This is a genomic window from Spirillospora sp. NPDC048911 (assembly GCF_043198015.1).
Lineage (GTDB): Bacteria > Actinomycetota > Actinomycetes > Streptosporangiales > Streptosporangiaceae > Spirillospora.
In genome coordinates, this window is the sequence record NZ_JBICUD010000014.1 from 169,123 (window position 1) to 182,112 (window position 12,990).

General features: G+C 70.3%; 13 protein-coding genes. 5 read left to right on the plus strand and 8 right to left on the minus strand.

The window, feature by feature from the left end:
• Positions 1-24 precede the first annotated feature (24 nt).
• The 7 genes from ACGFNU_RS45375 to ACGFNU_RS45405 form a co-directional block, all read right to left on the minus strand.
• Positions 25-567 carry a YceI family protein gene (locus ACGFNU_RS45375; RefSeq protein ID WP_392602892.1) on the minus strand — a complete coding sequence of 181 codons (543 nt, stop codon included), beginning with the start codon at positions 565-567 and terminating at the stop codon, positions 25-27.
• Positions 568-588: 21 nt separating this feature from the next.
• Entirely contained in the window at positions 589-1,509 is a 921-nt protein-coding gene (locus tag ACGFNU_RS45380) for a VanW family protein (protein WP_392602893.1), read from the minus strand.
• 123 nt (positions 1,510-1,632) lie between these two features.
• Entirely contained in the window at positions 1,633-2,862 is a 1,230-nt protein-coding gene (locus tag ACGFNU_RS45385) for an amidohydrolase family protein (RefSeq protein ID WP_392602894.1), read from the minus strand.
• Positions 2,859-4,148: an amidohydrolase family protein gene (locus ACGFNU_RS45390; RefSeq protein ID WP_392602895.1), complete on the minus strand. Its 1,290-nt coding sequence runs from the start codon at positions 4,146-4,148 to the stop codon at positions 2,859-2,861. The genes ACGFNU_RS45385 and ACGFNU_RS45390 overlap by 4 nt, the downstream gene beginning before the upstream one ends.
• A gap of 14 nt (positions 4,149-4,162) precedes the next feature.
• Entirely contained in the window at positions 4,163-5,008 is an 846-nt protein-coding gene (locus ACGFNU_RS45395; protein WP_392602896.1) for an SDR family NAD(P)-dependent oxidoreductase, read from the minus strand.
• A complete protein-coding gene (locus ACGFNU_RS45400; RefSeq protein WP_392602897.1) occupies positions 5,001-5,783 on the minus strand; it encodes an acetoacetate decarboxylase family protein in 783 nt (260 codons plus the stop codon). The genes ACGFNU_RS45395 and ACGFNU_RS45400 overlap by 8 nt, the downstream gene beginning before the upstream one ends.
• A gap of 182 nt (positions 5,784-5,965) precedes the next feature.
• Complete coding sequence (locus ACGFNU_RS45405) at positions 5,966-6,187, minus strand: DUF6158 family protein (RefSeq protein ID WP_392602898.1); 222 nt, start codon at positions 6,185-6,187, stop codon at positions 5,966-5,968.
• Positions 6,188-6,313: 126 nt separating this feature from the next.
• Between ACGFNU_RS45405 and ACGFNU_RS45410 the strand changes: the two genes are divergently transcribed.
• Positions 6,314-6,757 (plus strand): 2,4'-dihydroxyacetophenone dioxygenase family protein, encoded by a 444-nt coding sequence (locus tag ACGFNU_RS45410; RefSeq protein ID WP_392602899.1) that lies wholly within the window; start codon positions 6,314-6,316, stop codon positions 6,755-6,757.
• The gene (locus tag ACGFNU_RS45415) at positions 6,754-7,938 is read left to right on the plus strand and encodes a cytochrome P450 (protein WP_392602900.1); all 1,185 of its coding nucleotides are present in this window, start codon (positions 6,754-6,756) and stop codon (positions 7,936-7,938) included. Before ACGFNU_RS45410 ends, ACGFNU_RS45415 begins: the two co-directional genes overlap by 4 nt.
• Before the next feature lie 11 nt (positions 7,939-7,949).
• On the opposite strand, the gene ACGFNU_RS45420 is transcribed toward ACGFNU_RS45415, so the two are convergent.
• The gene (locus ACGFNU_RS45420) at positions 7,950-9,491 is read right to left on the minus strand and encodes a bifunctional phosphatase PAP2/diacylglycerol kinase family protein (RefSeq protein WP_392602901.1); all 1,542 of its coding nucleotides are present in this window, start codon (positions 9,489-9,491) and stop codon (positions 7,950-7,952) included.
• A gap of 152 nt (positions 9,492-9,643) precedes the next feature.
• On the opposite strand from ACGFNU_RS45420, the gene ACGFNU_RS45425 reads away from it, so the two are divergent.
• The 3 genes from ACGFNU_RS45425 to ACGFNU_RS45435 all read left to right on the plus strand — a co-directional run bounded on the left by ACGFNU_RS45425 (position 9,644) and on the right by ACGFNU_RS45435 (position 12,981).
• On the plus strand, positions 9,644-10,618 hold the full coding sequence (locus ACGFNU_RS45425; RefSeq protein ID WP_392602902.1) for an ABC transporter permease: 975 nt from the start codon (positions 9,644-9,646) through the stop codon (positions 10,616-10,618).
• Positions 10,619-10,640: 22 nt separating this feature from the next.
• On the plus strand, positions 10,641-11,432 hold the full coding sequence (locus ACGFNU_RS45430) for an ABC transporter ATP-binding protein (RefSeq protein WP_392603012.1): 792 nt from the start codon (positions 10,641-10,643) through the stop codon (positions 11,430-11,432).
• 151 nt (positions 11,433-11,583) lie between these two features.
• A complete protein-coding gene (locus ACGFNU_RS45435) occupies positions 11,584-12,981 on the plus strand; it encodes an ABC transporter substrate-binding protein (RefSeq protein WP_392602903.1) in 1,398 nt (465 codons plus the stop codon).
• The last annotated feature ends 9 nt before the right edge of the window (positions 12,982-12,990 follow it).

Genomic DNA, 12,990 nt, shown 5'->3' on the forward strand with positions numbered 1-12,990 from the left:
CGGTTCCGTTGCAGAGGGCTCGCCTCAGAGGGCCAGGTCGAAGGCGACCTCGATGTCGTCGGCCAGTTTGAGCGCGCCGAAGAAGGCCGAGTAGGGCTTGATGCCCCAGCGGGACTGCCGGACGGTCGCGCCGCCCCGCACGCGGCCGTCCGCCGCCGCGGCCCCGACGACCAGCGACTCGGACCGTCCCATGATGGTCAGCTCGCCCTCGACCGAGAACTTCTCGGCCGTACCGTCCACCGCCGTGGACCGGAAGGTGATCGTCGCGTGGCGGTCGGCCTGCAACACCTTGCGCAGGTTCTTCTTGATCTCGCTGCGATCGGAATCGGAGAGGGGCAGCACGCCGCCCGCTCCCTCCCGGATCTCCAGACCGTCCGTCTCGACGGTCACCTCGACCGATGAACCGGCGGGATCGGCGGAGGCGGCGATCGTGGCGGTGGCCGACCACCGGGTGGCCTCGATCGTGAGGTCGTGACCGGCGCGACGTCCCAGCCCGCTGCGGCTGGTTTTGAGCAGCAGCCGCCCGTTGTCCGGTCCCAGCTCGTACGTGCCCTCGTTCAGCGACATGCCGCCCACCCTAGACACGCCCTAGCCGCAGCGCACCCGAGCCTGGGGACCGTAGGCCGTGTGGAATTTCTCTCTGCGCACCCGCCGCCCGTCCCTCAGCAAGACGCGCCACACGTCGATCTGGAAGCCCCGTCCCCCGGCCATCACGACGCAGCCAGGACGGCGATCGATCGTCGAGGTGAACGGGACGAACGCGTAGGGCTTGGAGCGTTCGGTACGGACGGTGTACCGGCGGGTGCCCCACAGGCTGACGGTCAGCGAGGTGCCCGTGGACGAGGCGCGGATCATCACCGGCCACCCCGTGTCGTTGCGCCAGGTGAAGTCGAGGTGCGGGTAGGCGACCGCCGCCTCGCGGCCCTTCGGGTACTCCCGCAGCCACATCGAGTGCGGCCGCGATCTGACGATCTTCATGCCGCCCTGGAAGACGGCGTTGAACAACGTCGCGGAGACCTGGCAGATCCCGCCGCCGACGTCGTTCACCATCCGGGAGCCGACGATCGTGGGCGCCGGAACGTAGCCGCGGCCGGGGGTGCGGGGCCCGACGACGCGGTTGAACGAGAAGACGGCGCCGGGCCGGACGAGCGTTCCGTCCAGCGCGCGGGCGGCGATCTGGATGTTGCGGACGCGCGGCTCGGCGGCCTTGTAGCGCGTCGTGTACGTGCTGATGCGGCGATGGACGCCGAGCGCCGGAGGCTCCGGCGCCTGATCGGACACGGAGCGGTCGGCGCGGGGCCGCGGTAAGGCGGGCGTGGGTCGCGTGGGGCGTTCGGCGGCCGCCGCGCCCTGGGAACGCGGGCCGATGCCCGCCACCAGATAGGTGCCGAGCAGGATCGCCGTCACCGCCAGCGTGCCCGCGACGAGCGGCCACCAGCGGAGCGCGCACTCGGCCAAGCCCGGCTGGTCGCCGTGGATCCGAAAGGGCTTCCTTCTCGCTCCACCCACAGCGCGGCCACCCCTCCCCGAGAACGACGAGCCGTGACGGGTCCTGACGGTCGGGGGGAGAGGCTCAGCGTGGCACGGCGCCCCGGGAGGGACGCACCGACGCGCGATCTATCTTGCGAAGCTTTACCAGGCGCGGATGATCGTTTCGGGGTTGAAGACCGGGCTGGTGGCGCCCTCGGGCAGCTCGGTCAGCGGCCTGGCGAGCTCCTGGGCGGAGGGGCCGACGCGGTCGGCGTGGGGGCGCAGCGCGTCGAGGTCGAAGCCGTACACCCGCGCGGCGTTCCCGGCGAGGATGGCGGCCTTCTCCTCGGGCGGCACGTCGTGGAACGTCCGGCGCAGGGCCTCGCGGCTGTAGGGGAACGTGCCCTCGTCGTGCGGGAAGTCGCTGCCCCACATGAGCCGTTCGACGCCGATCTCGTACCGCAACGGGGTCTCGGACGGCTTCATGAACGTGGCGCCGACGTGGCAGTTGCGCGCGAAGTACTCGCTCGGCTTGAGCGAGAGCCGCGCGGCCGCCGGGCCGCCGAACTTCGCCTCCGCCGTCGCGTCGCCGGAGCGGAAGCGCGAGTAGTAGTAGTCGAGCGTCTTCAGCACCCCCGGGATCCAGTCGGAGCCCTGCTCGGTCAGGACGAACCGCAGGTCCGGATGACGTTCGAAGACGCCGCCGAAGATGAGGTGCCAGAGCGCGCGGTGCGCGTACCAGCTGACCTCGACGATGAAGACCGCGAGCGAGACGGGGTTGGGCTCCAGGCCCGGCGCGCCCGTGCCGCCGTGGTGGTTGACGGGCATGCCGAGCTCGGCGCACGTCCGCCAGATCGGGTCGTACACCTCCGAGTGGAGCGGGGGAACGGACGCGCCGGGGGCGACGCCGGGGACGAGCACGCCACCGGTCAACCCGGCCGCGTGGGCCCACCGGATCTCCTCGACCGCGTCGTCCACGTCGTTCAGCATGATCTGCGCGACCCCGGCGCGGCGGCCGGGCGCCTGCGCGCAGAAGTCGGCCATCCACCGGTTGTGCGCCCTGAGCCCAGCCGCGCGCAGTGCGTACTCCCCTGGGGTCGGGTGCGGGGCGGTGAGGTTGGCCGACGGGAAGAACGGCGGGATCGTGTTGGGGAAGAGCACCTCGGCGACGATGCCGTCCTCTTCCAGCTCGCGCAGCCGCCGGTCGGAGTCCCAGTTGCGGGCCGCCTCGGGCGCCTGGAGATCGGCGAAGGGGTTCACGTAACCCTTGGCCCAGGTGTCGAACTCGTCGTGGAGCCGGGACTCCAGATACGGCCGGTAGTCGAGCAGGTCGGCGCCCGCGTGCGAGTCGGCGGAAATGATCAGCTGGTTCGAGGCGGCGGCCTGGTTCATCGAGCCCTCCTGGCGGCTCCGACGACGGCGGGGACATCGGGACCGGTCAGCCAGTGGCGACCGGTCTCGCGGGCGGCGTTCCAGATCGAGGTGTCGGCCTTGTCCTGGCCGAGGTCGCCGGGGGTCGGGCCGATCCGGTCGGCGAGCGCCCGGAGCTCGGCGGTGTCGAAGCCATAGGTCTGCGCGGCGGTCAGGCCCAGCATCGCACGCGTCTCGTCGACCGGGATGTCGGCGAACGCGTGCGCCAGCCAGTCACGGGTGTGCGGCCAGGTGCCCTCCGGGTGGGGGAAGTCGTTGCCCCACAGGAGGTTGCCGACGCCGATCTCGTACCGGTGCGACAGCTCGCGGCGCTTCGGGGTCGACATGCCGATGAAGCAGTGCGCGTCGAAGTACTCCGACGGCCTGCGCCTCATGTGCTCGCCGAACGAGGCGAGCTTCTGGGTGCCGTGCTCGCGGTCGTACGCGACGTCCATCTGCCAGAGCAGGTTGCCCGCCCACCAGGCGCCGGCCTCGGTGACCCCGAAGCGCAGCCCTGGAAAGCGCTCGAAGACGCCCGTCCAGATGAGGAACCACAGCGGCCGGACGGACCACCACACCACCTCCGTCACGTACAGCCCGAGGTGGGTGCCGAGCTCGTTGCGCGGCGCGGCTCCGACGTGCGTGTGAACGGGCAGGCCCAGCTCCTCGCACACCGCCCACACCGGGTCGTACGCCTGGTCGTGGTACGGCTTCTCCCCCTCGCCCCACATCGACGGGATCATGATGCCGCCGCGCAGCCCGTCCCCGTGCGCCCGGCGGATCTCCGCGACCGCGCCCGGCACGTCGCCCACGATCGGGGCGACGACGACGCCCCTGCGCCGCGCCGGCGAGTCCTGGCACAGCCCGGCCAGCCAGCGGTTGTGCGCCCGCGCGCCCGCGAGCGCCAGCTCCGGCTCGTAGTCCGCGCCGACCATCCCCAGCCCGGCCCCGAACGGAGCGGCGGTGCCGCCTGCCACGGCATCGGCGTCGGGGAAGATGACCTCGCCGACCACGCCGTCCTTGTCGAGCTCCTGATCACGCCTGGCCGCGTCCCAGCCCGCCCGCAGTTCCTCCTCGTGCTCCTCGAACCAGGCGCCCGCGAACTCCTCGTTCTGCAGGCCGAGCTGCTTGCGCGCGTCGGCGATCGCCGTCTGCTGGGCGAGGAACCCGTCGAACGCCTCGTGCCGCGCGGGATCCAGGTACTCGCGGTACCGCTCGGTCGGCAGCCCGGCATGCGTGTCCGCCGAGATGATCAAATAGGGCTTCATGCCGCTCTCCTCGCTCAGCGCAGGTAGGTGGGGGCGGATCGGGCACGCATGGACTCGGCCCTCGCGCGGATCATGGCGTCGGTGCGGTCGCTGGGCGGCAGGATCCAGAAGCGGCCGTCCCGCACCCCCTCGACCACCCGGTCCGCGACCTCCTCGACCGGCGTGAACTCCGGCTCCAGGCCGTGCGCGCGCATCGCCTCGGCGATCTCGTCGGCGGTCCGGGCGGGCGGGCTCGGGGAGGTGCGCGCGTACCGTTCCGGGCGGTTGCGTTCGGCGGTGAAGATCCCCGTCCGCACCATGTGCGGCCCTGGGAAGAGCACCGAGACCCCGATCCCGGTGCCGTCCAGTTGCCCGTAGAGGCATTCCGAGAGTGTCACCACGGCGGCCTTGGTCACCGCGTAGACGGCCGCAGACGGGATCGGCGCGATACCCCCATTCCCCGAGGCGGTGTTGACGACGTGCCCCGGCTCCCCGGAAGCGATCATCCGTGGCAGGAAGGCCCGCAGCCCGTGCAGGATCCCCACCACGTTGACGTCGAGGCCCCACTGCCAGTCGCCGATCTCCTGCTCCCAGATCGGCGGCGCCGCGGCGGGCCCGATGCCCGCGTTGTTGCACAGCACGTGGACGGCGCCGTACGCGTCGTAGGCCCGATCGGCGAGCTCACGCATGGACGCCTCGGACGTCACGTCCGCCACCACGCCCAGAGCGCCGAGCTCCCCGGCCGCTTTGGAAAGCGCGGGCTCCTCCACGTCCGCGAGCACCACCCGCATGCCCTCGGCCGCGAACGCCCGGCCCATCGCCAGCCCGATGCCGCCCGCGCCGCCGGTGACCACCGCGACCTTCCCGCGCAGGTCAAGCATCGAGGGCCTGCATCGGGTCGTCGTACCGCTGGTGGACGAACGGCAGCACGGCCTCCGCCGCCACCCGTTCGACGATCCGCCCTTCCTGCACGGAGGTGCGCTCGCCGAGCGTGATCTCCACCAGCCGCCGCACCGGCAGATCCGCCACCGGGTCGTACGGCGACTCGTTGAGGACGACCTCGCCCGCCACCCGGTGCAGCGACCGCGTCCTCCCCCGCCGCGTGCAGTGGACGAGAGCCGCGTCACCGTCCAACCCATCCCCGTCAGGCGCGGGCAGGAATTTGAAGTAGAAGTCCAAGTTCTCATGCGGCCCCGGCAACGGCAGCTCCTCCGTCACCTCGCCCGCCACCACCACGAACGAGACACCATGCCGCGCGAGCTCCGCGCTCACGCGATCTCCGTCCCTCCGCACCACGACCTCACCGAGCTTCTTGGGCTCCCCGAAGACCTCCCGCCCGCCGATCAGCGCCCGTTCCGTCGTCATCGGCATGACCAGCGGATAGTCACCCTCCCGCCCGTCGTGCACGGCCCGCACGGCAACCGAGCCGGCACCCAGCACATGCCCGCCGGGCAGCTCCACGCGGCTGATCGTGGCCCGCGCGAGCGACCGCCCGGCCGGCTTGAGCGGCGGCGGCAGCACCTGCGCGACCGCGTCGGGATCGGTCTCCCACACGGCGATGACCCCGGTGGACCAGATGTCGGGAATCCGGGCGCGAGCCTCGCGCGCGGCCTGGAGCTCCTCGGCGGTACGCGGACCATAACGAACCCGGCGCATGCGACGGCACCCCTCTCGAAGACCTCTCCTACCGCAGCAGAGATCCTCCCTTCCCGCCAAGAGGTCCTGTCCGCATCCGGCCAACCAAAGGCTTGCTTGTTTTCGTGGCGGGTCCGTCGCCGCGCATGCTCCGCACCCGGCGAGGACGGTGCAAAGCCTCGCCGGGCGTCGCGGATCGCGATTCAGCGGGCGCGGGCGCCGGCGCGAAGGCGGCCGGGATCGATCTCCCGGGCCGGGCGGCGCCGGACGTACTCCGCCTCGAGCAGGTTCATGCGTTTGGTGTGTTCGCCGAACGCCTGGACGGCGGCGTGCCGCAAGGCGTCGAGCCTCGTGTCGTACAGGCTCCCCAGCTCCCGCAGAAGATCCTCGTCAGTCAGCGTGCTCGGATCGACTCCCGTGGACATCTTCACCCTTTCGAATCGGCTGCCCCCCACATCGCCGCAGCGTCTCCTACCCGATCTGTGGACCGCGAACCGGGACGTACACGGACAACCCTTGCGCGCGAACGCCGCCCTACCTAGCGTTTGATCATGACTGAGACGATCGGCCCGCTGGTCGGGTTCGTGCATGCCGATGATCTTCCCTGGGTGAACGCCGGGCCGGTGGGCCTGCAGGTGCTGCGGGTCTCGCCCGACACCTGGGTGGTCCGCAACCGGTTCAAGGCCCCGTTCCAGCTCCCCGCGCACAAGCACACGGGCAGCGTGCACGCCTACACGTTCTCGGGCCGGTGGAAGTACGCCGAGTACGGGATCGACTATGTGGCCGGGACGTTCATCCACGAGCCGCCGGGATCGGTCCACACGCTGATGATCGAGGAGGACAGCGACATCCTCTTCATCATCGAGGGCGCGTTCATCGAGTACGACGCGGACGGCAACATCAGCGGCGTCGTGGACGGCGAGTCGACGCTGAACGCCTACCTCGCGATGTGCGACGCCGCCGGGATCCCGCGGCCCGAGGGCATCCTTCCGTGATCCCGAAGGACTTCCCGGACGGGTCGTTCGGGGACGGGCATCCGGTCGAGCTCTACGAGCGCCTTCACGGGCGGCCGCCCGTGAAGCATCCGGAGCTGCCGCTGTGGGTCGCCGGCACGCACGCCGAGGTGATGGCGGCCGTCACCGATCCCGCCACGTACCGGTCGCGGGACGGGATCCTCATCCCCGAGATCGGGCACTCCTACGACGCGCCACCGACGATCATGCACACCGATCCACCGGATCACACCCGCTACCGGGGGCTGGTGGCCCCCGCGTTCCGGCCCTCGGTGCTGCGGCGCCTGGAGGGGGCCGTCCGGGACCGGATCGCGGCGCTGCTGGACGCGGTGCCCGGCGACGAGCCGTTCGACGTGGTCGAACGCTTCGCGGTGCCGCTGCCGCTGCAGGTGATCTGCCTGCTGCTGGGCATCCCGGAGACCGATTGGGAACGTTTCCACGCCTGGTCGGAGGCCATCGTCCCGGGCGCCAACCCCGACCTGACCGAGGACGAGCGGACCGGGCTCCGGATCGAGTGCGGCACCTACCTGATCGGCGAGGCGCACGCGCGGCGGGCGGACCCGCGTGAAGATGTCATCTCCCAGCTCGCCACCCTGGAGCTGGACGGCGACAAGCTCACCGACATGGAGCTGGTGATGTTCCTGATCCAGCTCCTCGTGGCCGGGAACGAGACGACGCGGCATTCGCTCTCGGGCGGGCTGCTGGCGTTCGCCGAGCGGCCGGAGGAGTGGGCGGCGCTGCGGGCCCGGCCGGAGGAGCTGCTGCCGACCGCCGTCGAGGAGATCCTGCGCTGGACCTCGCCGGTCGTCTACTTCCTCCGCACGGCGACCCGTCCGATCGTGCTGGGCGGGGCGGAGATCGCCGAGGGCGACAAGGTCATGCTCCTGTACGGGGCGGCCAACCGGGATCCGGCGGCCTTCGGCCCCGACGCCGGCCGGTTCGACATCGCCCGGCGGCCTCCGGCGGCGAGCCTGGCCTTCGGGTTCGGCCCGCACTTCTGCCTGGGCGCGGCGCTGGCCCGGATGGAGATCCGGCTGGTGCTGGAGGCTCTTTTGGAACGGTACGAACGGATCGAGCAGGCGGGCGCCGCCAGGTACAACGGTTCGTCGGTGGTTGCCGGGCTCCGCCGATGCCCCCTTTCCTTCCGGCGCGGGGGTGAATAAAAGGAGAATCTTCAGTTCGGCACACGGGGGCAGAAAACAGACAAAGCACCGGCCTTCTTGGCGAACTTGACCACGCCCCCGACCGCCGACAGCTCGCCGTCGTGCGCCAGTTTGAGGTCACCCTGCGTAGCGGTCAGCTCAAGCGAACCGCCATGCCACGACCGGTAGCCCGGCGTGATGTGCAGGTGGCCGACCAGCACGGCGGCGAGCGCCCGGAGGCGGGGCACCCGGTGGCCGGTGGTGATCATGCGGACGTCGAGCTGCCCGTCGTTCAGGTGATCGCGCCACGTAGGCGCCGCGCCGCGCGAGCCGTACATCCCGTTGCCCACGAACGCCATCCACACCCGGCTCTTCTCACCGTCCACCACCATCTCCAGCGGCTTGGAGTGCCGGAGCGTGCGGACGGCGGCCACCGCCAGAGCGGGCCACTTGCCGAGCCGCGTCTCCAGCCTGCGCCGGCGCTCGATGAGCTCGGTGTACGCGCCGAAGCTGGCCGTGTTGAGGAAGATCAGGCCGTCGTCGCCCCGGGATGTGATGGATCCCACATCCACCCGGGCGAGGCAGCCCTCCCGGTACGCGGCCACCGCGTCCATGGGCGTCTCGATGCCGAGCGCGCGGGCGAAGTGGTCGAACGTGCCGCCCGGGATCGGCAGCAGGGGCACGTCGTACTTCAGGGCCGCCCGGGCCCCGGCGTTGACCGTCCCGTCCCCGCCGACGACGGCCAGCACCGTGGCCCGCCGCGCCGCCTCGTCGAGGAGTTTCTCCAGGTCCCCGCCGTCCCGGTTCCGGATGATCTCCGCCGCGGGGAACTCCCGCAACAGCACCGCCACGTCCAGCTCCGTCCGGCCGGGAACGACGCCCCTCTTGGACGAGGCCGTCTCCGCGGGGCCGGCCTTGCCGTTCACCACGACGACGAGCCCCTGCCCGTCCTCGGTGACGTCCACGGGCACGGTGGTCCGCCGCGAGACGTGCGCGACCGGCGGGCGGGCAGGCCAGACCAGGCGGGTGCCCACCCCGGCCAGGGCGCCGATCCCCACTCCGGCCAGCACATCGCCGGGATAGTGCGCCCCCGTGTAGACCCGGGAGAACGCCACCGCCGCCGCCGTGGCCGCCACCGGGACCGCGACCACGCGCGGCGCCTCCATCGCCACCCCCGCGGCGAACGCGGCGGCCGACGCCGAATGGCCCGAGGGGAAGGCGTGTGACGTGGGCAGTTTCCAGCGGATCCGGATCGGCGGGACCAGGTCCACCACCGGGCGTTTGCGGCGGAACGCCTGCTTGCCGACGATGTTGACGACCGGGCTGGCCACCGCGATCCCGATGGCGCCGCGCAGCGCGGCCCGCCGCAGCCGGGCCCGCCGCGACACGGCCATCCCGCCGGCCAGCGTGAACCACAGCACGCCGTGATCGGCGAACCGCGACAACCGGGGCAGGACGTACTCCAGTCCGGGCAGGTGAGCGGCCGCCACACTGTCGAAGGCCTGCCGATCGATCTTGGACAGCCGCCGGAGGACCCCTCTCCCCTGGTCGGCCCGCCGTCCCTCAACGATCACGATCGGTGACCACCGCGCCCGTCTCCCGTGAATCCCTCGCATGACGGGGGTATCCCCAAGGAACGGGACATGATTCCCCAAAGATCACAATGCGGGGGTCACATGTGGGCGAACGTCCCTCACACATCGTCGACTGCAATAGGCTTCCCGGCATGAGTCACCCGGAACGGCTCAGCTCCCCGGGTGGCGAGCCGGTCGGCGCAATCGCGGAGTCTCCTCGAATGAACGGGCAGAGCACCGAATCGCTGGCCGCCTTCGCCGCCCGCCATGGGCTGAAGCAGAGCGCGGCCCGCCCCCCGCTGCGCACGTACGTCCAGCAGGTCTGGCAACGACGAACGTTCATCTGGAACTTCGCCTCCGCCAAGACCTCGTCGATGTACACGAGCTCTCGCCTGGGGCAGGTCTGGCAGGTCCTGACACCGCTGCTGAACGTCGCGGTGTACTTCCTGATCTTCGGTTTGCTGCTGAACACCAGCAAACACGTCACCGATTTCATTCCGTTCCTGATGACCGGCGTCTTCGTCTTCACCTTCACCCAGCGGTCGGTGACGGCGGGCGCCAAGTCGATCAGCGGAAACCTGTCGCTGATCCGGGCGCTGCACTTCCCGCGCGCCTCACTGCCGTTCGCCCACGTGATCGTGGAGCTCCAGCAACTGCTGATCTCCATGGTGGTGCTGTTCGTGCTCCTGTTCGCGTGGGGCGAGACGCCGGCGCTCTACATGCTGCTGATCGTGCCGACGCTCCTGCTCCAGCTGTGCTTCAACATGGGGCTCAGCCTGGTGCTGGCGCGGGTCGGCGCGTTCACGCCGGACATCCAGCAGTTGCTGCCGTTCATCCTGCGCACCTGGCTCTACGCGTCCGGGGTCATCTTCGCGATCCCGGCGATCGCCAAGGACCGGCTCGCGGACCACCCATGGCTGGTCGAGCTGCTGAAGGCCAACCCGGGGTCGGTCTACGTAGAGCTCGCCCGCACCTCGCTGATCGAGTCCTACCGCACCAAGGACCTGGTCGTGTGGGAGTGGACCGACAGTCATCTGTGGTGGTACGCGATCGCCTGGGCCGTGATCGCTCTCGTCGGGGGATTCTGGTACTTCCACCGTGCGGAGGAGAGGTACGGGCGTGGCTAAGGCGCTCAAGGAGAAGGCTCCGGTGACCGACGCACAACCCGCGGTCGCGATCGATCGCGAGCGGGAGCCGATCGTCGTCGTCGACAACCTGCACATCATCTACCGGGTCTACGGCTCGGGCGGCGGCCGGGGCAATGCCGCGACGGCGCTGATGCGGGTCCTCAAACGTGAGAACCGCCCTCAGATGAAGGAGATCCACGCCGTCCGCGGCGTCTCGTTCATCGCCTACCGGGGTGACGCGATCGGCGTCGTGGGCACCAACGGCTCGGGCAAGTCGACCCTGCTCAAGGCCATCGCGGGCCTGCTCCCCCCGGCCAAGGGCGGCGGCGTCTACACCGACGGCCAGCCGTCGCTGCTGGGCGTCAACGCGGCGCTGATGAAGGACCTGACCGGCTCCCGCAACATCGTGCTGGGCTGCCTGGCCATGGGCCTCACGGCCGAGGAGACCAGGCAGAAGTACGACGAGGTCGTGAAGTTCGCCGACCTCAAGCCGGGCTTCATCGACTACCCGATGTCGACCTACTCCTCCGGCATGGGCGCCCGCCTCCGATTCGCGATCGCCGCGGCCCGCACGCACGACGTGATGCTCATCGACGAGGCCCTCGCCACCGGCGACGCCAAGTTCAAGAAGCGCAGCAAAGCCAAGATCGACGAGCTGCGCCGGGACGCGGGCGCGGTCTTCCTCGTCGCCCACAACCTCGACGTCATCGAGGAGACCTGCAACCGGGTCATCTGGCTCGACGAGGGCCGCATCAAGATGGACGGCGATCCCACGCAGGTCCTCAAGGCCTACACCGACGCCACCGGGAAGTAATCACCACCGGAACGCCGGCATCACAGGGACGCATGAGCCCCGTGGTGTCGGCGTTGCTGTGGTTACATAGAGTTACCTGTTCGCCTCTGGATGGGGCGCCCTTGCCGATCTAACTTCGAAGGGAAACCTTCAGCGGCGAGGGAGACTCCCCATGGCCGAGCAGCTGAGCAGACGCGGCTTTCTCAGTTCCACCGCGCTCGCCGGAGCCGCGGGGCTTGCGGCGGGCTGCGCGAGCGAAAGCAGCGGCCCGCAGGCCAAGGACCCCGGCCAGGCTCCCAAAGAGGTCTTCACCGCGCCCACGCGCAAGCTCGGCGGGTCGCTGAGCATCCTGATGTGGAGCCACTTCGTGCCTCGGCACGACAAGTGGTTCGACAAGTTCGTGGCCGAGTGGGGCAAGCGGGTCGGCGTCACCGTCCGTGTCGATCACATCAATACCGTGGACGTGCCGCGGCGGGCGGCGTCGGAGATCCAGGCCAGGCAGGGGCACGATGTGATCCAGCACATCGCGCCGTTCTCGCAGTACGAGCCGTCCGTGCTGGACATGACCGATGTGGTGCAGGAGGCCACGCGGCGGTGGGGGCCGCAGCTGGAGCTGTGCCGCAAGTCCAGCTACAACCCCAACACCAAGCACTTCTACTGCTACTGCCCCGGCTGGTCGCCGGACCCGGGCGACTACCGCAAGTCGATGTGGGCGAAGGTCGGCCTGCCGAACGGGCCGGGCAGCTGGGACGAGCTGTTGCGGGGCGCGTCCGAGATCAAGCGCACGACGGGCGTGCCGTGCGGTCTGGGGCTGTCGCCGGAGACCGACTCCAACATGGCGGCGAGGGCGCTGCTGTGGTCGTACGGGGCGTCCGAGCAGGACCCGAACGAGAAGGTCGTGATCAACTCCGACGCGACGGTGGCGGCCGTCGACTTCATGACCCGGCTGTGGAAACAGGCCGAGACCAACGAGGTCTTCTCCTGGGTGCCCGCGTCCAACAACCAGGCGCTGATCGCGGGCAAGTCGTCCTACATCCTCAACTCGATCTCGGCCTGGCGCACCGCGATGGGCACCAACCCCAAGATCGGTGACGACATCTTCTTCGTGCCGGCGCTGCGCGGTCCCCGGGCGGCGATGGCGGCCCAGCACGTCATCCAGCAGTGGATCATCCCCAAGCACGCCAAGAACGCCGACGCGGCCAAGGAGTTCCTGCTGCACTACACCTCCAACTTCCCTGCGGTCACCTACAACTCCGAGCTCTACGACCTGCCCGGCTGGCCGTCGCTCGTACCGCAGCTGAATGGCTGGCTCGACAAGGACCCGTTCGGCGCCAAGCCCGCCGACAAGCTGTCGCTGCTCAAGACGGCCACCTCGTGGAGCGCCAACATCGGCTATCCCGGGCCGTCCAATCCGGCGATCGGCGAGATCTTCAACACGAACGTGCTGCCGACGATGTTCGGCCGGGCGGCGCGCGGCCAGGCCAGTGCCAAAGAGGCGGTCGCCGAGGCGGACAGGCAGATCAACTCGATCTTCAAGAACTGGCGCGCACGGGGCCTGGTGGGTGGCTGAGCGTTGAAC

What these genes read in the sequence shown, in the direction of transcription:
- ACGFNU_RS45425 (WP_392602902.1), top strand. Translation starts at nt 9,644, where the DNA reads ATGAGTCACCCGGAACGGCTCAGCTCCCCGGGTGGCGAGCCGGTCGGC.
- ACGFNU_RS45375 (WP_392602892.1), bottom strand. Translation starts at nt 567, where the DNA reads ATGTCGCTGAACGAGGGCACGTACGAGCTGGGACCGGACAACGGGCGG.
- ACGFNU_RS45390 (WP_392602895.1), bottom strand. Translation starts at nt 4,148, where the DNA reads ATGAAGCCCTATTTGATCATCTCGGCGGACACGCATGCCGGGCTGCCG.
- ACGFNU_RS45400 (WP_392602897.1), bottom strand. Translation starts at nt 5,783, where the DNA reads ATGCGCCGGGTTCGTTATGGTCCGCGTACCGCCGAGGAGCTCCAGGCC.
- ACGFNU_RS45405 (WP_392602898.1), bottom strand. Translation starts at nt 6,187, where the DNA reads ATGTCCACGGGAGTCGATCCGAGCACGCTGACTGACGAGGATCTTCTG.
- ACGFNU_RS45410 (WP_392602899.1), top strand. Translation starts at nt 6,314, where the DNA reads ATGACTGAGACGATCGGCCCGCTGGTCGGGTTCGTGCATGCCGATGAT.
- ACGFNU_RS45385 (WP_392602894.1), bottom strand. Translation starts at nt 2,862, where the DNA reads ATGAACCAGGCCGCCGCCTCGAACCAGCTGATCATTTCCGCCGACTCG.
- ACGFNU_RS45435 (WP_392602903.1), top strand. Translation starts at nt 11,584, where the DNA reads ATGGCCGAGCAGCTGAGCAGACGCGGCTTTCTCAGTTCCACCGCGCTC.
- ACGFNU_RS45395 (WP_392602896.1), bottom strand. Translation starts at nt 5,008, where the DNA reads ATGCTTGACCTGCGCGGGAAGGTCGCGGTGGTCACCGGCGGCGCGGGC.